The organism is Rothia sp. CCM 9417 (genome assembly GCF_048513575.1).
In the GTDB taxonomy this organism is placed as follows: Bacteria; Actinomycetota; Actinomycetes; order Actinomycetales; family Micrococcaceae; genus Rothia.
Genome location: NZ_JBLXXT010000002.1, coordinates 171,830 through 195,055, shown reverse-complemented (window position 1 = coordinate 195,055; position 23,226 = coordinate 171,830). Strand labels below are relative to the sequence as shown.

General features: G+C 54.6%; 24 protein-coding genes and 1 riboswitch. Of the genes, 5 read left to right on the top strand and 19 right to left on the bottom strand.

What is annotated here, in order from left to right; translation table 11 throughout:
- Positions 1–11: 11 nt before the first annotated feature.
- Positions 12–1,256 carry a glycine oxidase ThiO gene (gene thiO / locus ACN082_RS04370; RefSeq protein WP_419099623.1) on the bottom strand — a complete coding sequence of 415 codons (1,245 nt, stop codon included), beginning with the start codon at positions 1,254–1,256 and terminating at the stop codon, positions 12–14.
- A riboswitch (TPP riboswitch) is annotated at positions 1,249–1,363 on the bottom strand. Its footprint overlaps the gene before it by 8 nt.
- A gap of 58 nt (positions 1,364–1,421) precedes the next feature.
- Here thiO and thiE point away from each other — a divergent pair.
- Positions 1,422–2,120: a thiamine phosphate synthase gene (gene thiE / locus ACN082_RS04365; protein ID WP_419099622.1), complete on the top strand. Its 699-nt coding sequence runs from the start codon at positions 1,422–1,424 to the stop codon at positions 2,118–2,120.
- Positions 2,121–2,167: 47 nt separating this feature from the next.
- Positions 2,168–3,157, top strand: a complete 990-nt coding sequence (locus ACN082_RS04360) for a hypothetical protein (protein WP_419099621.1) — start codon at positions 2,168–2,170, stop codon at positions 3,155–3,157.
- Positions 3,158–3,194: 37 nt separating this feature from the next.
- Here ACN082_RS04360 and ACN082_RS04355 read toward each other — a convergent pair whose 3' ends face one another.
- The 3 genes from ACN082_RS04355 to ACN082_RS04345 all read right to left on the bottom strand — a co-directional run bounded on the left by ACN082_RS04355 (position 3,195) and on the right by ACN082_RS04345 (position 6,337).
- Positions 3,195–3,752 carry an HIT family protein gene (locus ACN082_RS04355; RefSeq protein ID WP_419099620.1) on the bottom strand — a complete coding sequence of 186 codons (558 nt, stop codon included), beginning with the start codon at positions 3,750–3,752 and terminating at the stop codon, positions 3,195–3,197.
- A gap of 81 nt (positions 3,753–3,833) precedes the next feature.
- Positions 3,834–4,925 (bottom strand): NADH:flavin oxidoreductase/NADH oxidase, encoded by a 1,092-nt coding sequence (locus ACN082_RS04350; RefSeq protein ID WP_419099619.1) that lies wholly within the window; start codon positions 4,923–4,925, stop codon positions 3,834–3,836.
- 134 nt (positions 4,926–5,059) lie between these two features.
- Positions 5,060–6,337 (bottom strand): carboxylesterase family protein, encoded by a 1,278-nt coding sequence (locus ACN082_RS04345; protein WP_419099618.1) that lies wholly within the window; start codon positions 6,335–6,337, stop codon positions 5,060–5,062.
- Positions 6,338–6,670: 333 nt separating this feature from the next.
- On the opposite strand from ACN082_RS04345, the gene ACN082_RS04340 reads away from it, so the two are divergent.
- Positions 6,671–7,648 carry an intradiol ring-cleavage dioxygenase gene (locus ACN082_RS04340; RefSeq protein ID WP_419099617.1) on the top strand — a complete coding sequence of 326 codons (978 nt, stop codon included), beginning with the start codon at positions 6,671–6,673 and terminating at the stop codon, positions 7,646–7,648.
- Between the two features lie 99 nt (positions 7,649–7,747).
- Here the strand turns inward: ACN082_RS04340 and ACN082_RS04335 are convergent, their stop codons facing one another.
- The 9 genes from ACN082_RS04335 to ACN082_RS04295 all read right to left on the bottom strand — a co-directional run bounded on the left by ACN082_RS04335 (position 7,748) and on the right by ACN082_RS04295 (position 18,198).
- A complete protein-coding gene (locus ACN082_RS04335) occupies positions 7,748–8,485 on the bottom strand; it encodes a hypothetical protein (RefSeq protein ID WP_419099616.1) in 738 nt (245 codons plus the stop codon).
- A gap of 211 nt (positions 8,486–8,696) precedes the next feature.
- Positions 8,697–9,386, bottom strand: a complete 690-nt coding sequence (locus tag ACN082_RS04330; RefSeq protein ID WP_419099615.1) for a DUF6318 family protein — start codon at positions 9,384–9,386, stop codon at positions 8,697–8,699.
- A gap of 379 nt (positions 9,387–9,765) precedes the next feature.
- Complete coding sequence (locus ACN082_RS04325) at positions 9,766–10,170, bottom strand: hypothetical protein (protein WP_419099614.1); 405 nt, start codon at positions 10,168–10,170, stop codon at positions 9,766–9,768.
- A 691-nt stretch (positions 10,171–10,861) separates the two neighbouring features.
- Positions 10,862–12,661 (bottom strand): RNA-directed DNA polymerase, encoded by a 1,800-nt coding sequence (locus ACN082_RS04320; protein ID WP_419099613.1) that lies wholly within the window; start codon positions 12,659–12,661, stop codon positions 10,862–10,864.
- Positions 12,662–12,795: 134 nt separating this feature from the next.
- Positions 12,796–14,808, bottom strand: coding sequence for a threonine--tRNA ligase (gene thrS, locus ACN082_RS04315; protein WP_419099612.1), 2,013 nt, complete (start codon positions 14,806–14,808; stop codon positions 12,796–12,798).
- A gap of 89 nt (positions 14,809–14,897) precedes the next feature.
- On the bottom strand, positions 14,898–16,118 hold the full coding sequence (locus ACN082_RS04310) for a DUF1648 domain-containing protein (RefSeq protein WP_419099611.1): 1,221 nt from the start codon (positions 16,116–16,118) through the stop codon (positions 14,898–14,900).
- Positions 16,111–16,512: a GntR family transcriptional regulator gene (locus ACN082_RS04305; protein ID WP_419099610.1), complete on the bottom strand. Its 402-nt coding sequence runs from the start codon at positions 16,510–16,512 to the stop codon at positions 16,111–16,113. The genes ACN082_RS04310 and ACN082_RS04305 overlap by 8 nt, the downstream gene beginning before the upstream one ends.
- Before the next feature lie 90 nt (positions 16,513–16,602).
- Complete coding sequence (locus ACN082_RS04300) at positions 16,603–17,277, bottom strand: TenA family protein (RefSeq protein WP_419099609.1); 675 nt, start codon at positions 17,275–17,277, stop codon at positions 16,603–16,605.
- A 51-nt stretch (positions 17,278–17,328) separates the two neighbouring features.
- Positions 17,329–18,198, bottom strand: coding sequence for a DNA-methyltransferase (locus ACN082_RS04295; protein ID WP_419099802.1), 870 nt, complete (start codon positions 18,196–18,198; stop codon positions 17,329–17,331).
- Positions 18,199–18,365: 167 nt separating this feature from the next.
- On the opposite strand from ACN082_RS04295, the gene ACN082_RS04290 reads away from it, so the two are divergent.
- Positions 18,366–18,671 carry an ArsR/SmtB family transcription factor gene (locus ACN082_RS04290; protein WP_419099608.1) on the top strand — a complete coding sequence of 102 codons (306 nt, stop codon included), beginning with the start codon at positions 18,366–18,368 and terminating at the stop codon, positions 18,669–18,671.
- Positions 18,672–18,691: 20 nt separating this feature from the next.
- Here ACN082_RS04290 and ACN082_RS04285 read toward each other — a convergent pair whose 3' ends face one another.
- Together ACN082_RS04285 and ACN082_RS04280 are read right to left on the bottom strand one after the other, a co-directional pair.
- Positions 18,692–18,829 carry a hypothetical protein gene (locus ACN082_RS04285; protein WP_419099607.1) on the bottom strand — a complete coding sequence of 46 codons (138 nt, stop codon included), beginning with the start codon at positions 18,827–18,829 and terminating at the stop codon, positions 18,692–18,694.
- Between the two features lie 12 nt (positions 18,830–18,841).
- Complete coding sequence (locus ACN082_RS04280; protein ID WP_419099606.1) at positions 18,842–18,979, bottom strand: hypothetical protein; 138 nt, start codon at positions 18,977–18,979, stop codon at positions 18,842–18,844.
- Positions 18,980–19,175: 196 nt separating this feature from the next.
- Between ACN082_RS04280 and ACN082_RS04275 the strand changes: the two genes are divergently transcribed.
- A complete protein-coding gene (locus ACN082_RS04275) occupies positions 19,176–19,682 on the top strand; it encodes a GNAT family N-acetyltransferase (protein WP_419099605.1) in 507 nt (168 codons plus the stop codon).
- An 18-nt stretch (positions 19,683–19,700) separates the two neighbouring features.
- On the opposite strand, the gene ACN082_RS04270 is transcribed toward ACN082_RS04275, so the two are convergent.
- The 4 genes from ACN082_RS04270 to nrdF all read right to left on the bottom strand — a co-directional run bounded on the left by ACN082_RS04270 (position 19,701) and on the right by nrdF (position 23,225).
- A complete protein-coding gene (locus ACN082_RS04270; protein ID WP_419099604.1) occupies positions 19,701–20,606 on the bottom strand; it encodes an SOS response-associated peptidase in 906 nt (301 codons plus the stop codon).
- Complete coding sequence (locus ACN082_RS04265) at positions 20,585–21,253, bottom strand: lipoate--protein ligase family protein (protein WP_419099603.1); 669 nt, start codon at positions 21,251–21,253, stop codon at positions 20,585–20,587. Before ACN082_RS04265 ends, ACN082_RS04270 begins: the two co-directional genes overlap by 22 nt.
- A gap of 38 nt (positions 21,254–21,291) precedes the next feature.
- Positions 21,292–22,116 carry a GNAT family N-acetyltransferase gene (locus ACN082_RS04260; RefSeq protein ID WP_419099602.1) on the bottom strand — a complete coding sequence of 275 codons (825 nt, stop codon included), beginning with the start codon at positions 22,114–22,116 and terminating at the stop codon, positions 21,292–21,294.
- A gap of 134 nt (positions 22,117–22,250) precedes the next feature.
- Positions 22,251–23,225, bottom strand: a complete 975-nt coding sequence (nrdF, locus tag ACN082_RS04255; RefSeq protein ID WP_419099601.1) for a class 1b ribonucleoside-diphosphate reductase subunit beta — start codon at positions 23,223–23,225, stop codon at positions 22,251–22,253.
- Position 23,226 lies beyond the last annotated feature (1 nt).

Below are 23,226 nucleotides of genomic sequence, written 5' to 3'. Positions count from 1 at the left end.
GAGTGTCAGGGTTAGAGAGTATCGGGTTGAGCGAACCTGTAGGGGTTGCAGGTAGCTAGGTCTGCCAAGTCTTGTTCTGTGGTCTGGCCGGTGAGCTGGCGGGTGATGAGCTGGGCAGCCCAGGGGGCCAGGAGGATTCCGTGGCGGAAGAAGCCGGTGGCTAGCAGAGCGCCGGTGATTGGCTGGCCCCGGTGGGTGAGCTGGCCGATGAGGGGGATGTCATCGGGGGTTCCCGGTCGGGCGCGCGCTGTGGCCTCGTGTATTTCGAGTTCGGTCAGGGCGGGCACGAGTTCGTGGGCGTCGCGCAGGAGCTGGTAGATTCCGCCTGCGCTCAGTCCGGTTTGCTGGTCTTCTCGCATGGTGGCTCCTAGGACCAGGGTGTTGTCCTTGCGCGGAACCAGGTAGACGGGGTTGCCCCGGACAACCCCTCGGATGGTCCGGGTGAGGAAGGGCCGTTGGTGGGGCGGGACCGTTAGGCGCAGAATATCGCCGTGGACGGGCCTCAGCGGCAGACTTTCTAGCGAGTCCGGGCCGTGCAGTTGGGTTGCGGCAAGCCCGTTGGCAACTACCACTTGGGTGCTGGCCATGCTCCCTTGGTTCCCATCGGCATCAACCCAGCTCACACCGGTAACCGTACCGTCTTCTAGGGTGATGCCCTGCGCACTTGCACGAATAACCCTTCCCGCAAGCTCTTGGTCAAGGGCACGCATCAGGCGGCGTGGGTCTATCTGGTGGTCTTGGGCTATGGAAACGGCTCCGGCTAGCGAGGGGCTGAGGACAGGTTCATGGCGGCGAGCAGCTCGGGCTCCGATGGGCTCTGGTGTGAGCCCCAGTTCTTGCTGGTAGGTGGCAAGTTCAGTCAGGTGCTGGGCATCGGCCCGATCAAAGGCCAGCACAAGGGTTTCGGTGGGCCTCCACCCGACGCTCTGGCCGCTAGTGGCCTCTAACCTTGCGACAAATTCGGGGTAGAGCTGGGCGGAGGTACGCATCAGCGGGAGCAGGGCCTCTTGGCGGTACTGCACTTCTGAGATAGAGGCCAACATTCCGGCGGCGGCAAAGGAGGCACCGCTACCCGGGTGCGGGTCTAACACAATGGGTTGCCGTCCGGCCTGGAGCAAATGCCAGGCTGTACTGAGCCCGATGACTCCCCCACCGATAAGGACGATGTCGGCCTGCTCGGGTGGTGTCGCTTCAGGGTCTTGCCCCGAAGAACCTATCCTTGGTTCCTTCTGGCAGTTGAGCAGGGTACTGGACATGGTGAACAGATCCTTCCGGCGGCATGACCCGCATCAAGTTGACGGTCGGCTTTCGCCCTCTCAGCGCGCTTTGGGCACAGGTGCCGCACGCTCCCGTATGTTCTGCCCCTAGTATAGGAAGTAACAGTGTCTGAAAAAAATAGATACGTGACTCGGGAGGTAAAAATGCCCCAAAAGAATTTTGTTAACGTCACAGAGCCGTCATATACGCGCGCTCAAGGCCTTGAATTACTGGCCGCGGCTCAGCTCTATCTGTGCACTGATGCGCGAACCGAGCAGGGGGACCTCACAGAATTTTTGACCAAGGCTTTTGACGGGGGCGTGGATATTATCCAGCTGCGCGATAAGACCCTGCCGGTCAATGAAGAACTTGAAGCACTCGCGCTACTAAAAGAGATTGCCCACCGGGCGGGCAAGCTTTTTGCAGTCAATGACCGGGCCGATATTGCCGCACTGGTAGGGGCAGATATTTTCCATATGGGCCAGACCGATCTGACACCCAATCAGGCCCGTAGTTTGCTAGGCCCCGATGTGCTCTTGGGCCTATCAACGCACACACCGGCCCAGGGTCTAGCAGCTTTGAGTCACCCCGAGGTTGACTACTTCGCCTGCGGCCCGGTCTGGGAAACTCCCACCAAGCCCGGCCGTCCGGCCGCTGGCCTAGACTACATCAGCTACATCGCCGCCCAGCAACCGCGCAAACCCTGGTTTGCTATTGGCTCTATCAACCAGGAAAGCCTGCCCCAGGTGGTACAGGCAGGAGCCAGCCGGATCGTCGTGGTTCGCGCCCTCACCCAGAGTTTCGATGTTTCCAAGGCTGCTCACCAGCTCCGCCAGGGCCTGCCTCCACTACTCGGGGCATAAGATAACCTGGTAACTCAGCCAGCAGGCAAGGGAAAAGGGGCTTTTCGGTGTACGGTCTTCTCGATGATGTTCTTATGGGGCACGATTTTGTGTGGCGAGATATCACCTGGCGGGAGCGCGCCCCGGTTCTGACAGTTGAACCTCTCCAAGCCGGTAAGCCAGCGGGGCAGGTTCATACCCTACCTATCACTCCGGGAGCCTTCCTAGGGGTTCGGGTTCTACAGCCCGGGGAAGAATCTGCGGGAACCTACTGCACCGGTTATGCCCAAGCCAAGACCGAAGGGCCTGGTTTTACTCACCTGCCCTGCCCCAGCTCCGCCCTGGTGCCAAAAGGTAAGCAGTGCCCCACTTGCCTGGCCCGCGACGAGTTTGCCCCCATCCATCGGGTGCATTTAGGGGCGCAGATGACCCCGGCAGCGTTAGATTACGTTAACCTAGAGCATTTTCTCTATATTGCGACCTTTCCCGATGCCACCTCAAAGGTCGGTACCGCTTCGCTCCACTCCAATCCGCGCCGTCTGGACGATCAAGCGGTTGCTACAGCCACGATTATTGCCCGCGCGCAGACCGGCATCATTGTGCGTCAGCTAGAAGATTTCGTGTCCCGGGATGCTAACCTGAGCCAGTTTAAACACGCCTCCACCAAGTACCGTTCCTGGGTGAACCCGCTGACCCCCGCAGAGATTAAGTCAGCCCACTATATGGCAGTCGAGGCCGCCACCTGGGCACTTGAAGATGCCGCTGACACTATCAGCGGGTTCCAGCCACTGGCTGAGCCTTGGGTGCCTTCACTGGCTATGGGGCGGGCTTATGCCTCTTTACGGGCAGAAAACCCCGAACCGCTGTATGCTTACCCCTCACTGACCGAGGGTGAGCACGGCTTCTACGTCACCGGCGGTACCGGCAAATTCCTAACAGCCCACACCGGCAACCCGGAAGAAACCTTCTTAGTCAATACCGCCACGCTCTCAAACAAAGCCTGTGCCAGAGTGGGCGGGCTCATTCACAAGGAAAGTAGCGAACCGCGCCTCTTCTAGACTTTTAGCACGATTTTTGGCGCACAGTACAGTGCATTTAGTGCCTTGATTGAGCCCAGTGATCGGCCAGCAAGGTACGAATCTCATCCAGGGTTTGGGTAACAGTTTTAGTGCCGGCAACAATCGGCAGAAAATTAGTATCACCGCTCCAGCGGGGAACAAGATGCTGGTGCAGATGATCGGCAACACCGGCCCCGCCGACCTTACCCTGGTTCATACCAATGTTGAAGCCAGCGGCATTACTGACCGACCGCAATAGGCCCATAGCCTGCTGGGTCAGCGCCGCAATTTCAGCGGTTTCCTGGGGTGTGGCGTCATCGTAGTTAGGAATGTGACGGTAGGGGCAGACCAGCAGATGCCCGGGGTTATAGGGGTAGAGGTTTAGAATGACGAAAGCGTGCTGACCCCTGTGTACGATCAGTGACTGATCATCACTGCGGCCCGGTGCTTCACAAAAGGGGCAGGTCTGTTCGGTGTAGTCCTTCTGACCGCCTTTGACGTAGGCACGGCGGTGGGGCGTCCACAGGCGCTGGAAAGCGTCGGGTACGCCGGGTAGCTCAAAAGAATCGGTGGTGTAATCGGGCGTAGTCGTCACCTTCTCTAGTCTACTGCCCATCTCGAGCAAGTGCAGGAGCCGGAGCACCCAAGAGAGGAAGCTCCGGCTCGCAAAGGTTTGTTAGCGCCGAGTGTTCCAGGCCCGCTGATACTGGGCCGGGTAGTAGTCAATGTCTTCTTTAAGCTCCTGCGCCCACTCCAGTGCGAAGGAGGGGCGACGCAGGGCCTCACGGCCCACCAGCACAATATCGGCCTGTCCAGAGCCCACAATGTATTCAGCCAGACGGGGTGAGTTAATCATGCCAACAGCCGCCACAGGAATCTCGGCCTGCTGCCTAATCTGGTGTGCCAGCGGGGTCTGGTAGCCGGCAAAGACCCTAATCTTAGCCGGACAGTTACCGCCAGCAGACACATCGGCCATGTCAAGGCCATCCTCTTTGAGCCACTGCACCACCTGAACGGTTTCCTCCGGCGTGATACCGCCCTCCACAAACTCACTGGCCGACAGACGCACCAGCAGGGGCATAGTCTCTGGGATGCGTGAACGCATAAGCCGGACTACCCTGCGGATAAACCGTGCACGGTTCTCCAGGCTACCGCCGTACTCATCGGTACGCTCGTTGGACAGGGGCGAGAGGAACTGGGTCAGCAGGTAGCCGTGGGCGCCGTGGATTTCAATAAAGTCAAAGCCAGCGGCAAGGGCGCGCTCAGCGGCGGCCCCAAAGGCCTCAACCAGTTCCTCAATCTTCTCCAGGCTCAGCGCTTGGGGTTGATCATAGCCCGGGTAGGCAATAGCTGAAGGGGCTAGGGTTTGCCAGCCTCCTTCTTGGGGGCTAAGCGTCCCCTTGTGACCGCCACGAGCCGCAATCTCACCGGCTGTTGAGGCTTTGCGCCCCGCATGGCCAATCTGGATACCGGCCTTAGCGCCCGCTGCCTGGATAGCCTGCACCACCGGTTTGAAGGCCTCGGTGTGCTGATCGCTCCACAGGCCCAGGCAGTTGGGGCTAATACGCCCCTGGGGCTCAATATCGGTCATTTCAACAATGACGGCCCCGGCACCGCCGCGTGCCAGCGCGGAATAGTGGCCGACATGGTAGGCGGTGGCAAGCCCGTCGCCTTCGGTCACAGAGTACTGGCACATGGGCGGCACCCAGAGCCGGTTGCGGGTGCTCATAGAGCCAAGAGTGAAAGGTTCATACAGTGGGGAAACCATAACTCCTCATCCTTTACAAAGTTAGGTAGGTACAGAGCCAACTCTATCTAACCGGGTGAACCTCTTGAATGAGCAAAACCGCAAACGCCCCTTAGCTGAGAAATATTGACTTTTAAGACCTGGCTAAAGCTAATCTAGGCAAGACTGATTCGCGCCGCATCGGTATACTGTTCGGGCACTGAGCCGGTTCGTACCAAGCTAGCCCAGACAGCGCGCAGCGCCCGCCCCTGTTGAGTACGGGTTGATGGCCCCGCACCTGCTCGGAGCGCTGAACCTTCCCAGGCCGGATTGTCAAAGAGCAGGCTAAGATCTGAGCTGTGGGTTGAGCGCCGGTAGTGCCAGCCCGAGCCAGTTTCCAGCGAATAGACAGATGCTTGCCCACCGGCCCGCCTGTATTTTGCTGCAAAGTTCCGGCTGGCTCGCGTGTAGATCCGCTCGGTGAGCCAACGGGTCAGAGGCTCGCCACAGGCAAAGAGGAAGTTCCCCAGCGCGGTGGGGAACTCAGGAGTCAGCCCGGCCGCCTCCCTGGGCATGTTGCCCACCAAGAGCGGTACCCTAGCCGCTAGCTGTGCCAGTTGGACGGGTTCTTCTTCCTCTGCCGGTAGTGGGTAAGCACCAAATTGACACCCCAGGGGTAGAAAGCCGGACCAGCCAAAACGTAGGGGGTTGGCGAAGAAGTAGCGGCCGCCCTGATGCGCCCAGACCTGGGCAGGTGCTTGGGGGTCTAGGTGCTCGGTGGCCGCCAGTAGGTAGTCAGTCAGCTTTTGCTTGCCGTAGCCCAGATCCAAGGGGGCGCTCTGGATGATAGCCCTGTGGATGAGGTTCTCTTCCGCCACCTCGGGGGTAGCTAGGAGGCGGGCAACTAGGTCTCCGCCAGCGGATTGTCCCCAGGCTGTGACACATTCCGGGTCACCGCCAAACCTCTCAATATTTCCTTTGACCCAGCGCAGGGCCGTCAGGGCATCCAGTAGCCCAAGGTTGGCGGGGCGGCCCGGGGTCCCTCCCAAAAACCCCAGCAGACCTAGCCGATAGGTGACCGTAACGACTACCAGGTTCTGCTCTGCAACCAGCTTGTGGGGGTCATAGGCGGGGGCGTCTCCCCCACCGGTCAGGTAGGAACCCCCGTGGAAGAAGACCAGCACAGGCAACTTTCCGCCGTGGGCCTCAGCCGGGGTCATGACGCTGAGTTTGAGGCAGTCTTCTGAGAAGCTGGTGGGCTGGCCGATGTCCGGCCCGGCAGGCCCTGTGGGTTGAGGGCAGCCGGGGGCGGGGGTCTTGGCCCTGAAGTTGGGAGTCAGGGTTTCTAAGGGGGTGAGTTGGGGGTAGCTAAATCTCTTTGCCTCGGCGTAGGGAATTCCCTGGTAGTGGGCGACTTCCTGCTGTTTTCTCAGGCTGAGGAGGAGGCCGGGCATGCACAGGTTTTTATTTTCATGTTCTAGATCTTGCGCCGGCCCTGGCTCCGCTTGCTTACTCATATTCATATTCTAGTGGTCGCCGGTCAGGGCCAGTGCTCCACCTTTACAGGATTCTCCCTAGCTTTTACCCAGTAATTATCTTCTGATGCCCAGGCCGGCACCTGTTGTGGGCAAGTATCTGCTCAGATTTTCTATTTAGTGTTAGGGGTGAACATAACTTTGGTTCTGGTTTCTATACCTAATTCATTGACAACTTATGGAGGAGATCTCATGCCCTGTTTCTCTAAATTCTGGTCGGTCCCTTTCCCTCCTGCACGTGAAGCAGATGATGTGGAATCTCATCAAAAGCTCACTTTTGAAGGTCGCCCTTTGGACCGGCCGGGAGAGGATATTGAAGACCAGGGCCTAGCCTTTGACCTTGGCACAATTCTTGACCGCCGTAAGGCGCTGGGCCTAGCTGGCTTGGGTGCCTCCGCTTTTGTGCTGGCTGCTTGTTCATCGGAGAACAGCACCGCTTCCTCGAGTGCTTCAACATCTGCAACTACTTCTAGCGCAAGCCCCAGTGCTTCGGCCACTGCGACTGCGACCTATGCCACCGAGATGCCTGACGAAACCGCTGGCCCTTACCCCGGTGACGGCTCCAACGGCCAGGACGTGCTGAAAGTAACCGGCGTTGAGCGTTCTAACATCACCACCAGCATTGGCTCAACCGAGAAGGTTGCCGGGGTTCCTTTGACCCTGAACCTACAGGTCATTGATATGGCCAACAGCAATAAGCCCATGGCTAATGCGGCTGTTTATGTGTGGCATTGTGATGCCCAGGGTAACTACTCCATGTACTCTGATGGCTACACTGACCAGACTTGGTTGCGCGGTGTGCAGGTGACCGATGCTGAGGGGAAAGTGACTTTTGAGAGTATTGTTCCCGGTTGCTACGCTGGCCGCTGGCCCCATATCCATTTTGAGGTCTTCACCTCCATTGACGATATTGTCGATTCCACCAAGGCTATTCTGACCTCTCAGATGGCTATGCCCCAGGAGATTTGCGATAAGGTCTACGCTCTGGAAGCCTACTCAGGTTCTGCCGCTAACCTGGCCCAGATTACTTTGGAAACCGACAACGTCTTCTCTGACGGCTGGGACATGCAGCTACTACCTTTGACCGGTTCAACCGATGCCGGTTACACCTCCGATGCCTTGCCTGTGCCGATTGATACCACGACCGCACCTGCGGCTGGTTCTATGCCCGGTGGCGCGGGTGCTCCCCCGGCTGGCAACCCGCCTGCTATGCCCGGCGCTAACGGCTAAGTGGGGGTATACGGGCTTGTAAGTAGCCTGTAGTAAGTTTTACAGCGCGGGGCCGCTCCCAGAAGAGGCGGCACCGCGCTTTGTTGTGCTGGCTGTTTTCTATTGCCCTGGGCAACCCCAGCTGCTAGGGTTAGTGGCGCAATCATCTGCAACGAGTCCAGCTTTCACCCGCCATACGCGAATGAGCTGGGGCTGGCTGGTTGCTTCACCTGTTCCGTCGATGACTTGCCAGGGGCCGCCGGCTACGCTGAATTCACCCCGGTAGTAGGTGGTGACGCTGTAGTTGAAGTCGCCCGGTTCTGCGTATTTGTGGCTGGTGGGGGTTTCTTGATCCCAGACGTCTTCGCCTAGCTGGTAGCCGGGGTTGGTGGTGTTCAGGGTTTGCCCGTCGCCGTAGGTGAAGGTGTAGGAGCTAGGGATGGCACGCACTTGGACGGGTACGCCGCCCATTTCGATGTCAAAGGTTTGTTCTTGGGGGCTGGCCCAGAAGTTGGTGTTGTAGTTTTTGAGGGTGTGCGGTGCGCGTTCTTGGTGGGCTTCTGAGGGCAGGATGCCGAGGTTTTGGAAGTCCTCAGTGGTGACGATGATTGGTTCTGGGGCGGTGACGGTCTGGCCGTCGGGTAGGGTGTATTCGATGGGGTCTGCGGCTTGTCCGTCTGGTGTTTTGGGTAGGCAGAGGTAGGTTTGGCCGAATTTGCCTTGCTGGACGCCAGGAGCGTCGGGTGGGGCCAGCACCAGATTGCGGGAAGCGTCAGGACTGCTACAGGGGACGTGTACGGGAGAAGACTTCGAGGCACCCAGTGAATTAGAGGAATAACGGTATACATCTTCATCCACTTGCCTAGGCACTGGTTGAATTGTATTTTTATTGTCAGCAAATCTATCGGGATAGCCTGGAGGTAAATCTTTAAATTTCTGATTACTCCATACTTTGATTGTCGAGTTATCAATGTTTCCTTCGACGGCAAAGCAAGAGTTATTCAATGTGACCAGGCTCAATAGCGGAATTGTTACTATAACCCGCAGGCTCTTAAAAGTTTTTGTCAATTTACTGCCCTTCTACTACTTCAACCCCTTTAAGAGTCCAGAACCCTTTTTCAAACTTCGCGATAAAATAAATTCCTTGGCCACGAGTGTGAGACCAGTCCACTAAATCGCCAGGGCCGTCCAGCTGGACTCTCATATCCTCGATATTTAGGTTCCCACCCCAGGTGTAAATTCCATCCCCTTGGGCAACTAGCAGGCCCTCTCCAACGATTGCTTCTCGTCGGCCACCTTCAATCCACCCCTTTCGGTTGTAGATTTCATTGGACCAAATATAAAACTCTCGTTCGCTGGTATATTCATCAGAGACAAGGGGCTCAGCATATGAAAAGTCACCGGTCTGAATCCCATAATTCACACAGTCGTTCCAGTAACCGACGAATTTAAAGAGTCCATCCTCTGACTCAACGTTCATGCCCTCCGGCTTAACCGGCTTGGGTACATTTTGTGCAGGCCCCTGCTTATCAGCTGGGCGATATTCACCTTCTGGCGCCTTAGACCCGCCTGAGTAATGCTCGGCTACGTCACCGGATTCTGCTGGGGTCCCCGTGACGCTGGTTGAAGATACGGCACTGCTGGAAGGTGTTGACGGCTCAGGAATAGATCCAGTTTTCTGCTCCCCACAGCCAGTAAAAGTTAGTGCTGCTAGAGCCACTAGGGTGATGGGTGTTGCGAGAGTTTTGCGGCTTACCATGCTGGTTCTCCTGGGTGACGTGGGGCAATGAACTGTTATTCAGTTTCTACCACTGCCGGTGTCCCCAGGCAAGCAGTGGGCCACGAGGCTGTGTAAAACTCTCTTTTGTGTCAGCTTGTTACTGTTTGAGAGCATACCCATGGAATTTTTTGGGCCTTTCGTTGCTCACGCAAGAGCTTGCACAAAAGCTACATTAGCTACGAATTCTTGGCCAAAAATAGCAAGGTGCCTCCACAGGGTATTCTGAAACCACCTCTCATGGAGGGTGGGCGTCGGGGTAGCGTGTGGCTAAACGAGCTAGATTATCAGCCCTCATTCCTTGCTATAGGTTTATGCTGGTTTCATGAGGCTTACCCAAAAGCAGAAGCGCAACCCACACCTACCAACCAGACAACGGCCGACTGGAAGACAAAATTGAGGACAAATCATCACAAACATACTTAAAACCACCGAAAGAAACCTTGCCCAAAAAACCACGCTCACCTACCACCTGCATAACCTCAACAAAGAACTCCTCGCAGAACCCTTCAGGGCCTCCCATCTCACCATCTAACCGGCCATCAACAGCATTGAGAAAACACTCCACAAGCTCTTCCCCCATCCGCTGAATCCACCCCTTAGATCCGCGCGCCAAACACCCAGGATCTTTGATACTCGACGGCACCCTGATACCCACCTGGAACTGGCGTTCATCAGGTACAACAAATTTCTCCAACAAACATATGAAAGCTGGTTTCAACCACCAGGTCATCTGCACCCTGGATAGAAAGCTACTGGCCGTCACAGACTCGCTACCTGGGGCTAGACCTGATGCTTACGCTTTGAAGCATCAGGAGCTGGATCAGTGGCTAGATTCATAGATCGTGGCTGATAAGGGGGCTATATCGGGCTGGGACTGGCCACCCCAGCAAGGCGCAACAAAGCCCTCGAGACACCTACGGATGTGAAGATGGTGAACAGATTCATTACTTCAGGCCAAGCGGTGGTGGAACGAATGATTGCCCAAGTTAGGACCTGGGGTATCTTGTATAAAGGTTTCCGCTGGCAACTGAGCCTGTATACGTGTGTGTTTGTGGTGGTGCGGAGTGTGGTGTTTTATGCTGCTGTGACTTTTGAATAAACCTCCACACCTATTAATGACACTTTCAGACATAGCTATCAATTTAAAGAATCACGGCATTGAGTAAGCACCTTTGAGAGAATCTACTAAATATATCATGGACACCGACTGATTAGGATGGGGCCGAAAATGAAAAGATTTTTCACACCTCCATTTGATATAAATATAACTTGACACATTTGATAAACAGTCAACAGAAGGATAAATGAATAATTAAAAAAATCTATCCTCGGCAAGCACAAGCATGCTAGGGTTTTCATCAGGTCAATCATAAGGAATAAGCTACTTCAAAAAAGACAATACAAAATTGACCCAAAACAATAAATAGCCAAAGGGTGACAAGATAAAATACAGTCTATAAATTTGAAAGGTTCACCACGTGAACATCATCCTCAAGCATCATTTCGTAGAATCTAGAAACTGAATCCTGCTTATCAAGATGAAATATATATTTATAATTTAACTCAGTCTTAAATCCTCCTTCTGAACAATTTACATAGCCTTTACTTCTTGAATATTTATTCAATTCCTTTTCGTCTATGTAACCAGATTTAATAAAAGTGTAGAAGAAATACCTTAGGAGCCAAAATTTTTCTCTCATACGCGAATATTTGGAAATCTTAGCATACTCTAAATGAGCACTAGACAGAAGCTCGTCTAAAACCTCGAAGAGGGGGAACCAGTCGCGACTGTCGTCCAGTCTTCTATAGTAGATAAGTATGGATAGGATCATCGAAAAGTCGTCAGACTCATTAGTAAATATTAGTTCTAAATGTTCATCTATATCTAGGTCAACATTAAACTCGTAACTGTACATCAGCAGCTGGTATAATTCCTGATGCAAATTATTACTGCAATATTTATTGATAAGCTTTTTATAATTTATATTATTTGTGAAATAATTTTGAACCAAGGAGTTAATCTCCAAATCGAATCCATCAGATATTTCTTTCAGGTCAGCCGAAAGCCGTAGAAAATTGTTGCTCAGGCTCGGCGTAGTTAATGAAACATCCAGGAGTCGTTCGAAAAGAGTTACGCCATACCGTGTACTAGAATTGAAAAAAACATCCCTCACTCTTGAAAATTGCTCTTTTTCATTCTTCAACTTATACCTCAGCGATGAAAAAAAGAATTTTAAAGATCCTTTATTGCCATTATTTTCCTCGACAATGCAGTGGTCAATTATATTATGGATAGATGACCTCAAAGTTGAATCCCACTTCTTTGAGGATAGTTCCAGATCCCAACTCTTGATAAAAGACTTATTCAAACCATTTGTATACGGATATTCTTCTATTTTGGTTTTAGATTCATTTAGGTGTAATCCTAGCTCCGAACATATTTTGATGAACTCTCTCATAAAGTCCTCTCGATCGCTCTCGCTGATATAGGAAAATTTAAAATCATCCACATATCTGGTAAACGAATCAAAACCTGCTGTTCTTAGCCTCGAATCAAAAAATGACATATAGTATTCTGCTACAATTCGAGCCATTAATGTCCCTGTGGGAAGACCATGTGTTTCACCAAATTGACAATTTTGGACAAGATTATCTAACTCAATTGCAATTTGTCCTGGATTATTATTTTTTCTAAATGCTTTCGCATGGTTTTTTCCTCTCTCTGCCCAATCAATGCTGTGTGTATATATAGTTGGGTAAAAATTAGCTAAATCAATTTCGATAACATTTTTCCCAAACTTTAATAGATCTTTCTCAATCTCCTTTGTTTTCTCAAATTCAAAGCCTTCGATGTTAAAAAATCTTGAAGTAGAGTTCTTGTCATTTTTGAATGCATTGATAAATACTGACCGATTATCTACGATAAATTTACAAATCATGGAATATGAGTATAGGTTAGGAAACTTATACACGCGTCGACTAAACCGTTTTTTGGGGACCGTGAATGTTATCGGTTCAGTATCCAGTTTTTCAGTCGGGAAAATACTAATTAACCTATCTATGGCTTCAGCAAATTCAGTAAGGCTAAAAACTCCTTCGTATATTGAATCAGGAAGCCCATAATGGATTGAGTTATTATAAATATTCTTTACCACTCTAATAGGTGCATCGTAGTACCCGTATTCAATGAGATTGCTGATACTAAAAAAGTTTTTGTATATTTCTTCCATCATGTTGCCTATATAGTTCTTCATAGAAGATTTTTGATAATCTTTATACCGAAAGGGGCAGAGTTATACTTCTATACTCTCATTTGTACAATAAGCGGTGGCCCACACCTAATGGTATGGGCCACGCTCCTATATTCAGTTATATTACGTATGGTGTGTTACGCCTCAGTTGTACCCTTGGGATCTTCATTCACCCGCTGCTCAATGTGCTCCACAATCCTGCGTACAGTCTCATCAACGGGCACGCCGTTTTCTTGGGAGCCGTCGCGGAAGCGGAAGGAGACCGCGCCGTTCTCGGCGTCCTCTCCCCCGGCAATCAGAATGAAGGGAGCCTTCTGCTTGGAAGCGGTGCGGATCTTCTTGGGGAACCGGTCAGTACCGTAATCCACCTCAACGCGCACACCGGCGGCCTGTAGTTTAGCGGCAACCTGGCCCATGTAATCGTTGAAAGCCTCAGCAACCGGCACACCAATGACCTGAACCGGGGCCAACCAGGCCGGGAAAGCACCGGCATACTGCTCAATGAGTACACCCAAGAAACGCTCAAAAGCACCAAACTTTGCACAGTGAATCATGACCGGCTCCTGGCGAGTACCGTCCGATGCCTGGTATTCCAGCCCAAAACGCTTGGGCTGGTTGAAGTCGTACTGTACGGTAGACATCTGCCAGGTACGGCCAATGGCGTCCTTAGCCTGAACAGAAATCTTGGGGCCGTAGAAGGCGGCACCACCGGGGTCAGCGACCAGTTCCAGGCCGGTCTCTGCTGCAACCTGTTCCAGCACAGCGGTGGCTTCTTCCCACTGCTCATCGGTACCAATGAACTTGTCCTTCTTATCGCCCTCAGTGTCGCGGGTGGACAATTCCAGGTAGAAGTCGGTCATACCGAAATCTTCCAGCAGGGACAGCATGAACTTGAGCAGGTGGCGGACCTCGTCCGGTGCCTGCTCCTTGGTCACATAGGAGTGGGAGTCGTCCTGGGTAATCATGCGCACGCGGGTCAGGCCCTGCAACACGCCGGACTTCTCATCGCGGTAGACGGTGCCAAATTCAAAGAGACGCAGGGGTAGCTCACGGTAGGAGCGGCCACGCGAACGGAAAATCTCGTTGTGCATGGGGCAGTTCATGGCCTTAAGGCGGTAGGCCTGGCCCTCGTCCTCCATTGCGGGGAACATGCCGTCTGCGTAGTAGGGTAGGTGGCCGGAGGTGTAGAAGAGGTCTTCCTTAGAGATGTGCGGGGTCTTGACGTACTGGAAGCCCTCCTCAATGTGGCGGGTGCGGACATAGTTTTCCATCTCGCGCAGGATGACGCCGCCCTTGGGGTGGAAGACGGGCAGGCCGGGGCCGATAGTCTTGGGGAAGGAGAAGAGGTCCAGTTCTTCGCCCAGGCGACGGTGGTCACGGCGCTCAGCCTCAGCAATGCGGTCCTTGTAGGCCACCAGTTCTTCCTTGGTGGGCCAGGCGGTGCCGTAGATACGCTGGAGCATGGGGTTCTTCTCGGAACCGCGCCAGTAGGCGCCACCGGCACGCATGAGCGCATAACCGTTAGCAATCAGCTTGGTGTTGGGCAGGTGGGGGCCGCGGCAGAGGTCCTTCCAGACCGTTTCACCCTTCTTGTTGACGTTGTCGTAGATGGTGATTTGACCAGCGCCTACCTCAACGGAGGCACCCTCGGCGGCGTCGGCGCCGGAGCCGGGGCCCTGGGAGAGGGTCAGCAGTTCCAGCTTGTAGGGCTCGTTTGCCATCTCCGCTTCGGCCTCAGCCTGGGTGACCACGCGGCGGCGGAAGGTCTGGCCGCTCTTAATAATCTTCACCATGTTCTTCTCGATCTTCTTCAGATCTTCGGGGGTGAAGGGTTCTTCAACGTCAAAGTCAAAGTAGAAGCCATCGGTGATGTAGGGGCCAATACCCAGCTTGGCGTCCTTGCGGTATTCCTGCACCGCCTGCGCCATGACGTGTGCGGCTGAGTGGCGGAGCACGTTCAGGCCGTCTTCCTCATGGATACTGACAGGTTCAAGGGTGCAACCGTCGGTCAGTTCAGTGGAGAGGTCTACCAGGGTGCCGTCGATACGGGCAACGACAATCTCGGGGTTCTCGGCGAACAGGTCGGCTGCGGTGGTGCCTGCTTCAACGGTGTGAGCGGCGCCGGCTAGGGTGATGGAAAGGGATGACAAGGAGTCTCCTAAAGGGTAGTGCCCACCCCTACAACGGGTGAGCTGAAGTGTACATCTGCACGGTACGAGGGTGCAGAACAGTATCAAGTCTACCCTGCCAGCAGGAAGGGCAGCAGAATACTGGAGACCACAATGACCAGAAAGATGATGCCAAAGACCCAGCTTGCCGGGTGCGCCCAGTTGGGTGAGTAGCCAACACCGATGTGTTTAGGCACCATGATGTTGGGGTTATCCCGGTTGTAGTAGAAAATCCCGTACTTGATGTGGTCGCTTTCATCGGGTAGTTCGAGTTCGGTGGGGTCCACTGCCCCGGCTTGGGCAAGCGCAAGGACGGCCCTATCGAGCGACCGGGTAGCTTTGACACCGGCCAAGCTGACCAGCAGAGCAGCGCCTAACACCAGCACTAAGAAGACCCAGAGCTTGGCTGCCTGGAACCAACCGGGCAGAGTAATCAGTGCGGAGAGGTCCAGTAGTCCGATACCGAGCGTCAGCGTAAAAGCAAGTAGCCCCAGGGAATGCAGGGTTTTCTGAGCCGCAACCTTGGTGCGGAGTCCCTGGTAGTCTGCGGCACTCACGCCCAAAGCATCGCTCAACAGGTCAAGGTTTTGGGGCGGCTTGGCAGAAAGACCAGCCAGCTTGGCCTCACCCGGTTTGGTCTGACCGTTTATCTGGTGGGCCACAAACCAGCCGCACAGCCATACCGTGCCGAGGGTAAAGAGGGCGCTAGAAAGAGGCATAAAGACAGCCCACACCGTTTTAGCCGCCCAGCCGTCGGCTTCACCCACCGCATTGAAGTGAACGGGGTAAGGGTCGGGCAGCTGGGGGTAGCGCAGAGCAAGGGCGAGAGCCCACAGGGCTACCAGGAGCAGAGAGGCCACAAACCAGCCGGTTGGCATGCTCAGGGGTGAGCCTTGGCTGACCTTGATGTTAAAGGTCTTTCCGGTTTCTACCCCGGCGTACCACTTGCCCCGCTCCTTAAAGTCTGCAACCACCGTGCGTGCTTTGGCAATAGCGTAGGCCGTTCCGGCCAGCTGTAGAAAAGGGAGCAGGGTGAGAGCCACCAGCCCGTTCAGCTGGCTAAGAACCGCTAAAAGGCTTGCCCCCAGAATAAGTGGTAGAGATGTGGCTACCGTCCAGAGAGTAAAGACCCGGTTTGCCTGCTTGAGCTCCGGTGTGTGGACGTAGCTCAGGGGGATGTTCACCCCGTAGGGCTTGTTGACCGCTGCGAGATTCGGGGTTGTCAGCAGAACGGCTAGTAAAAAGAGCCCCGTGATGAAGGTAAGTATGGGCAATGCTAATGCGTTAGACATGGCTAGCCTCCTGCTGGGATTCGAGCCAGGTCAGTTGCTGGCGCGCGGTGAGAAGAATGGCTTCGGTGTCTCTGCCTTGGGCGCGCCCTAAGGCCAACAGGTGCAGGAGGGCTTCTTCCCAACTACTACTGTCCAGGTCTGTAGCCGTATGGTGCGGGTCGGCGGCGACGGTTGTTTTCCCTCGGTTGTGGCTAACAATCAGGCCTTCTGCCTTAAGCAGGTCGTAGGCTTTGAGCACCGTGGCGGGGTTAATGCTGAGTTCCTGGGCCACGGCTCGCACGGAAAGAAGCTGGTCGCCGTAGGCCAGCTGGCCGGTAGCAATTGCCTGGACCACCGCATCGTGTATCTGCTGGTAGACCGGTAGCGGCGAATTATCCCTAATGGTGATGTTCATGGTCTCCCCCCTATCTGTATTATTTTTAATAATACAGATGGGGGGGTGGGGCACAAGACCTCCGCGCAGAAATTGCGGGGCAAGCGAAACTTAGGAAAGTGCCTTGTACCCCAGTTCAAAGAAGTCATATTCAAGCTGAAGAGCCTTTCTCCACAGCGGCAGCAGGGCCTGAACCTGCTCACCATCAAGAAGTTGGCGCTCCAGCTCCCCTGCCAAGAAGTTCACCCACTCCTTGAAAGAATTGCCACGGTGCAGATCAATCCACCCCCGGTACAGGTCATTCTCTGGAAGCTCCCTCTGCAGAGAGCCCCAGTCCAGGTAGAGCCCTTCAGCGATAACCAACATGACCAGGAGCTCCGCGTAGCTACCCTCCCGGCTCACTGAGTACATCAGCTCTTGAAACTGCCTGGTTGTTGCATCCAGTTCAGGCTGCGAATAGTCCGCTTCGGGCACTCCGAACTGCCCGAAGGCCTTCAGGAAGTATGAGTCTTCATCGCTAGCCAGAAAGCCTAGCTGTTGTGAGAAGCGGATCTTTGCTTTCATGCTGTCAGCCCGGGCAACGCAAGAGCCCAACATGCAGATGAAAGCCTCGAAGAATTGGTAATCCTGAATCAGGTAGCGGCAAAAGACTTTTGGGTCCAAGGTGTCATTGAAGAGTTCATCAATGAACCTGTGCTGGATAGAGGCCTGCCACAGCTCCTGAGTCTCGGTGAGGAATTGTGAAAGGCGGGGGCCTACCCCAAAGGTGTGTTGGTTCTGAGCCATGAATCTGCACTTTCTCTGGGAGACATGGTTGCACCAACAATTATGCTGTTTTTAGACAGCCTTTGGGAGATTTTGTGAAGCTTTAGCTCGTGATTTCTTAAAGGTGACGTCCAGACCGTCCACAGCTCTCAGGCGCTTGCGCATGACCTTAATGGCCTCGGGGTTCTGGTCAATCATCAGGAATTTACGGCCCAGCTCCGCACAGGCGTGCCCGGTTGTACCGGAGCCACCAAAGAAGTCCAGCACCCAGTCGCCCTCGGCACTCGATGCCTGCACTATACGGCGCAGGATACCCAGGGGTTTTTGGGTGGCATAGCCAGTTTTTTCTCTACCGCTGGGTGAGACAATAGTGTGCCACCAAACGTCTGTGGGCAGTTTGCCAATCGCGGCTTTCTCTGCGGTAACCAGCCCGGGCGCCATGTAGGGCTCCCTATCAACAGCCAATGAATTGAAGTAGTAATTTTGGGGGTCTTTGACGTAGACCAGAATGTTGTCGTGCTTGGCGGGCCATTTTTTCTTTGACTTAGCACCGTAGTCATAAGCCCAGATAATCTCGTTCAAAAAGCATTCACGGCCAAAGAGCGCATCGAGTACCACCTTGGCGTAGTGCACCTCGCGGTAGTCCAGGTGCAGGTAGAGCGTGCCGCTGGGTTTGAGTAGTCGCCAGGCCTGCATGAGCCGGGGCTCTAGAAACTCCCAGTAGTTCTCAAATGAGTCTGAATAGCCGTAGATATCGCCCTTAATAGTCTCGTAAGTCTGGCCTTTATAGCCGACCCGGGTTCCGCTCTCAGCACGCACGGTTTTGATGCTCTGCCGCTTCTGGGTTTTACCCGTATTAAAGGGCGGGTCGATGTAGATAAGTTGGAAACTCTCTTCGGGCAGGTTTTTGAGCACGGCAAGATTATCGCCGTGAACCACCATGCTGGAACTATCTACTGACCACAAAGAACGTTTTGACACAAGCTATAGGATACCCCACGAGCTTCCCTACCCTTAGGGTATCCCCGCCACCGGGATCCAGCCAGTCTTCCTGATGAGCGATTTAAAGCCCTTGACTTATAAAAATTTCTTTATATAAAATATTTCTTATGGATACCGCTGAAGAATACCCACTAGAGACCTACGAGCCCTCAGTGGCGCTCTTCTCGGCTCTAGCTCACCCCTTGCGGCTAGCTATGTGCCACCACATTATGGACCAACCCCATACGGTCAGTGAGATTCATAACTGCCTAGGGGTTTCCCAGCCCCTGGCCAGCCACCACCTCAAGCTCCTCAAAGAGGCCCAGGTTATTACTAGCTGGCAAGAGGGCCGCAAAACCTTCTACCAGCTAGCTGATCAACATATCAAACACATCATTCAAGATGTCCAACAACATACAAAGGAACAAAGATGAGCACCCTTAGCCACCGCGAATCAGAAGCCCACGCCCACACCCACGGCCCAGACTGCGGCCACCAGGCTATCATCCACCTGGACCATGTAGATTACCTGCACGATGGTCACGCCCACCGTGAGCACGAGGGCCACTACGATGAATGCAGCACCTGCCAATGCCAGGACTGCTCAGACATCTGCGCCACCTGCGAATGCAGTAACTGCGACTGCCCCACCTGCAACCACCAGAGTTGCCAGTGCGCAGAGTGCAGTGACAGTTGCGCCAACTGCCTCTGCGATAACTGCAGCTGCTCCACCTGCCAGCACGCAGCCTAAAAAGCAAGCAGTCTACGGACCATAGAGCACCTACAGAGAACGCCACAGGCGGCCCCCCGGGAGCCGCAGGATAAAATTATCCTGCGGCTCCCGGTTTACTGAGGATAAGTAGGCAATACCCCCTCAAGACGGTATTCTATAAATCACAAGTACAAAACTTGACATCCCCTGAGGAGGAGAGAAGAAGATGAGCGGAACAATTACCCTGGTATCGCAGACCTCTAAGTCACATAAGCCTCTAACGGTAAACACTCGATGGGCGCAGCCACAGGATGCTCAGGATTTGGCTCGTTTGTACTTTGCCTCCTATGACGAGAACCGCTTTGGTTCCCAGTCAGAAGCTGAGCAAGAAATATCGAGCATCCTGCGCGGTGAGCACGGGGACTTCTATGCTGAAGCCTCCCCCGTCATCCTAGATGACCACGGCAGGATCATCGCCGCTGCGCTCTGCCTCAAAAACCGCATCGTGACCGAGCCCAAAAATATACCGACCATCTACGAGCTGTTCACTGCGGCCTCACGCCGCCGTGAGGGCCTGGCTGAGCAGCTGATTCGCCGGAGCCTGGATCAGATGTTTGCAGACGGCTACCAGCAGGTATCGGTATGTATTAGCGATAATAACGCTGCCGCGCTAGCTCTCTACCTGACCCTGGACTTTAACCGCTGGTTCCCTGAGCCCGAGGATATTATCTAGGCCTCCCGCAGCCTGCCTTTACAATCCGGTCAGTAGGTCCTCAACTGGCTCGATCAGGTAGCTGGCCTTATTGTGCACGTTACCCACGTCCTTACTGACCGGGTGCAGGGTCCAGGCAGAGAGCTGGGCGAAGGCTTCTTGGCGAATTGAGTCTAGCTCAGCTTCCGCGGCCTGTCGATACTGCGCTTTGAGGGCAGATGTTGAGGGTGCTTGCCCGCCAGCGGGCCGACCTGCCTGCAACCAGCGGGTGAGACTGTCACTGGGGCTGATAGCTTTATCATCGGCGACAGAGAGAGGCACCGGTAGCCGGCTGTGTAGCCTCCCCAGTTCCTCTTCCATGGGGCTGGCATAGGCGGGGCTCCCTCCCACATCAGCCACAATTCCGGTGTCAAACTCACCATTGCCTGGTGAATCCATGGTGATAATGGAGCAGGACAGCAACCAGCTCTTGGCTCGACCCTCAAATACTTGACCGGGACCGGCAAAGTCTTCAGGAATCCGCCACCAGGAATACAGCCCCGCACAATAAATGGGTCTGTGGTCAGAACGGTGCACAAAGTAGGGTGTCTTGGCCTGTTTACCACCGGCAGTGGTCTCGGTCTTCCATTCGTAGTAGCCGCTCATAGGGATTGCACAGTGCCCGGCTACAGCGGCATCACGGAAGGTGGGCTTAGTAAAAATAGTCTCGCTCCGGGCGTTAAAGGCACGGGAAGACTGCGCCGGGTCTTGAGCCCAGGCAGGTAGCAAACCCCAACGGGCACTGTGCAGTTCGCGCACAAAGCTACCGTTCTCAAGCCTATCGACCAGAATAGGCACGGAGGCTGTGGGTGCAACGTTGTAATTAAGGACTGGTTCAGCTAGCTCAACACCGGCCACATACTGGGGGTGTTCCATAGCAAGCTCTAGGGCGTAGCGGCCACACATGAGAAACCCCCCTTTTCGTAGGCCTCAAGGAGGGCATCTTCGACATCATCAACGGTCACTAAAGGCTCAATGTCCTGGACTGCACCGACTGTTGCAGGGTCTAACGGTAGCTCTAAAGCCTGATAAACATCGCGAGTGACCGCGCGCAGGGGTGCTGAATCTTGCACTACTATCCCCGCTGAAAACCACCAGGCACCAGCGACAACCCGCTGAGCTGTTCCAACCAGTTTAACCTTCTTACCGTTGGACAGCTGACCCCAGACCGAATACTCACCGGGGCAGTACTCCCCCGCTATCTCTCCCAGGCCAGCCTCTACCCCCAGTGTTTCGAGCGCCTGAGCGAGTAAGTCCCCAAACTGCCGGTAGCGCAGGTGGTTGCCACTGACAGCATCCGGGTCGTGCTGAAAATGGTCAATGACCAGGCACCCCCGGTGGTAAGCGGCAGCTCGTCCGCCCACCCGCCGAACAAGGGGTTCAAAACCGTGTGCTTGCGCTAGCTGCGTTGCCTCTTCAAAGCCAGGATTGAGCTGATCCCTACGTCCAAAGGCAAGAGCAGCCGCAGGGCGGTAAAGCCTGATATGTGATTCTTCCTCCCCCCTGCCCACAGCCCTGACGGTTTCTAAAGCACGCTCAATCCTGTTGGCCATCCTCGACACCTCTCGGCCAGGCCGCCGAATCTCTACCATTAGCTCACCGAAATTTCATTAAGACTGGTCGAGACAAACTCCCACCAGGCCGGGCGCAGACCGGCCTTCAGGGCTACCTGCTGGCTCAGGATATGTGAGGGGCTTGTACCGTAGAAAGGAACGAATCCTTCCAGCAGAATAGCAACTGCAAGTTCACGCACCAGATAAGAAGCCAGCCCCCTACCCCGGTACTCGGGGAGCACATCAATCCCAATTTGCCGGCACCAGTTGGAGTCTTCGCTAGCCCCTGAAAGAGCAACCACTTCGCCCCCGGCAAGGGCCCCCAATACCTGGACATCCGGGCGGAGCTCCTTGAAACCCAGGGCATTTTCGAAGCGGCTATCGCCCCGGAATTTCTCGAATTCTTCCGGCTCAAGCCACCGGTACTCAAAGCCTGCGGGGGCAGACCGTTGTAGGTTCCGTTCCTGCCAAAAATCTTTGCCGGGGGTATAGAAGAGCGAAGTACCGCTTAGCTGTAGCGCATAGGGGGTCAGGTAATCGTTGAGTTTGCGCAGTTCGGAGTAGTCCCCCACCCAGTTGCCGTTGTCCCCTGCTAGTAGGTTATCGGCGGCCTCGCGGACTCGCGGGTGCTGGGCGCAAATCACCGTCAGCCCTCGAAAGTTTATTAGCCTCAGCTCCCAGTGGTCACGGTAGCGGCGGCGGGCCGGGTGCATTTGGTCCAGCGGTAGTCGAGGCGCAGAAAGCTGGGTGGAACCGTGCTGACGAGCTATGGCAATGGCCTGTTCAGGTAGGCACAAATCTACCGACAGTTGGGCGGCCAAAATTTCTTCGACAGCTACATAGCTGGTGATGGCGGCAGGCATAGCTCTCTTTCTCTGGCTATCTGGCTCGTCTCCTGGGGCGCGGGCAGCTACTGGTGAACGCACCTGTCATGCCTCTCCCCCGCTTGTGTGCGGTGGAGAGGCAGCTTTCTTCAGGTTAAACGTTGGGGCTTAGCTTAGAAGTCCCAATCCTCGTCCTCTGTGTTAACGGCCTTGCCGATCACGTAGGATGAGCCGGAGCCAGAGAAGAAGTCGTGGTTCTCATCAGCGTTGGGTGACAGGGCTGCCAGGATTGCCGGTGACACGTTAGTGACGGTTGCCGGGAACATAGCCTCGTAGCCTAGGTTCATGAGTGCCTTGTTGGCATTGTAATGCAGAAACTTCTTAACGTCCTCGCTCAGGCCAACCCCGTCGTAGAGTGAGTGGGTGTAGGCCACTTCGTTCTCGTAGAGTTCGTAGAGCAGGTCGAAGGTGTATTCCTTAAGTTCTGCCTGGCGCTCGGGGGTTTCCTTTTCAAGAGCGCGCTGGAACTTGTAGCCAATGTAATAACCGTGCACGGCTTCGTCCCTGATAATCAGGCGGATCAGGTCTGCGGTGTTGGTGAGCTTGGCACGAGAGGACCAGTACATGGGCAGGTAGAAGCCGGAGTAGAAGAGGAAGGATTCCAGCAAGGTTGAAGCTACCTTCTTCTTAAGGGGATCGCTGCCCTGGTAGTAGTCCATGACGATGCGGGCCTTCTTCTGCAGGTGCTCGTTCTCGGTGGACCAGCGGAAGACCTCATCGATTTCCTTGGTGGAGCAGAGCGTAGAGAAGATGGATGAGTAGCTCTTGGCGTGTACGGACTCCATGAAAGCGATGTTGGTGTACACGGCTTCTTCGTGGGCAGTTACGGCATCTGGCAGCAAGGAGACAGCGCCAACGGTTCCCTGGATGGTGTCCAGCAGGGTCAGGCCGGTGAAGACGCGCATGGTGAGCTGCTTTTCTTCCTCGGTGAGGGTCTTCCAGGACTGGACGTCGTTGGAGAGCGGCACCTTTTCTGGTAGCCAGAAGTTGGCGGTCAGGCGGTCCCAGACCTCTAGGTCTTTTTCATCTTCGATACGGTTCCAGTTGATTGCTTCAACGTGATGGACCAGTTCGACCTTCTCACTCATG

Coding starts and splice junctions, on each gene's coding strand:
- ACN082_RS04275 (WP_419099605.1), top strand. CDS start 19,176: ATGAGCGGAACAATTACCCTGGTATCGCAGACCTCTAAGTCACATAAG.
- thiO (WP_419099623.1), bottom strand. CDS start 1,256: ATGTCCAGTACCCTGCTCAACTGCCAGAAGGAACCAAGGATAGGTTCT.
- thiE (WP_419099622.1), top strand. CDS start 1,422: ATGCCCCAAAAGAATTTTGTTAACGTCACAGAGCCGTCATATACGCGC.
- ACN082_RS04310 (WP_419099611.1), bottom strand. CDS start 16,118: ATGTCTAACGCATTAGCATTGCCCATACTTACCTTCATCACGGGGCTC.
- ACN082_RS04300 (WP_419099609.1), bottom strand. CDS start 17,277: ATGGCTCAGAACCAACACACCTTTGGGGTAGGCCCCCGCCTTTCACAA.
- ACN082_RS04350 (WP_419099619.1), bottom strand. CDS start 4,925: ATGGTTTCCCCACTGTATGAACCTTTCACTCTTGGCTCTATGAGCACC.
- ACN082_RS04290 (WP_419099608.1), top strand. CDS start 18,366: ATGGATACCGCTGAAGAATACCCACTAGAGACCTACGAGCCCTCAGTG.
- nrdF (WP_419099601.1), bottom strand. CDS start 23,225: ATGAGTGAGAAGGTCGAACTGGTCCATCACGTTGAAGCAATCAACTGG.
- ACN082_RS04265 (WP_419099603.1), bottom strand. CDS start 21,253: ATGGCCAACAGGATTGAGCGTGCTTTAGAAACCGTCAGGGCTGTGGGC.
- ACN082_RS04260 (WP_419099602.1), bottom strand. CDS start 22,116: ATGCCTGCCGCCATCACCAGCTATGTAGCTGTCGAAGAAATTTTGGCC.
- ACN082_RS04295 (WP_419099802.1), bottom strand. CDS start 18,198: ATGGTGGTTCACGGCGATAATCTTGCCGTGCTCAAAAACCTGCCCGAA.
- ACN082_RS04320 (WP_419099613.1), bottom strand. CDS start 12,661: ATGAAGAACTATATAGGCAACATGATGGAAGAAATATACAAAAACTTT.
- ACN082_RS04305 (WP_419099610.1), bottom strand. CDS start 16,512: ATGAACATCACCATTAGGGATAATTCGCCGCTACCGGTCTACCAGCAG.
- ACN082_RS04270 (WP_419099604.1), bottom strand. CDS start 20,606: ATGTGTGGCCGCTACGCCCTAGAGCTTGCTATGGAACACCCCCAGTAT.
- ACN082_RS04330 (WP_419099615.1), bottom strand. CDS start 9,386: ATGGTAAGCCGCAAAACTCTCGCAACACCCATCACCCTAGTGGCTCTA.
- ACN082_RS04345 (WP_419099618.1), bottom strand. CDS start 6,337: ATGCCCGGCCTCCTCCTCAGCCTGAGAAAACAGCAGGAAGTCGCCCAC.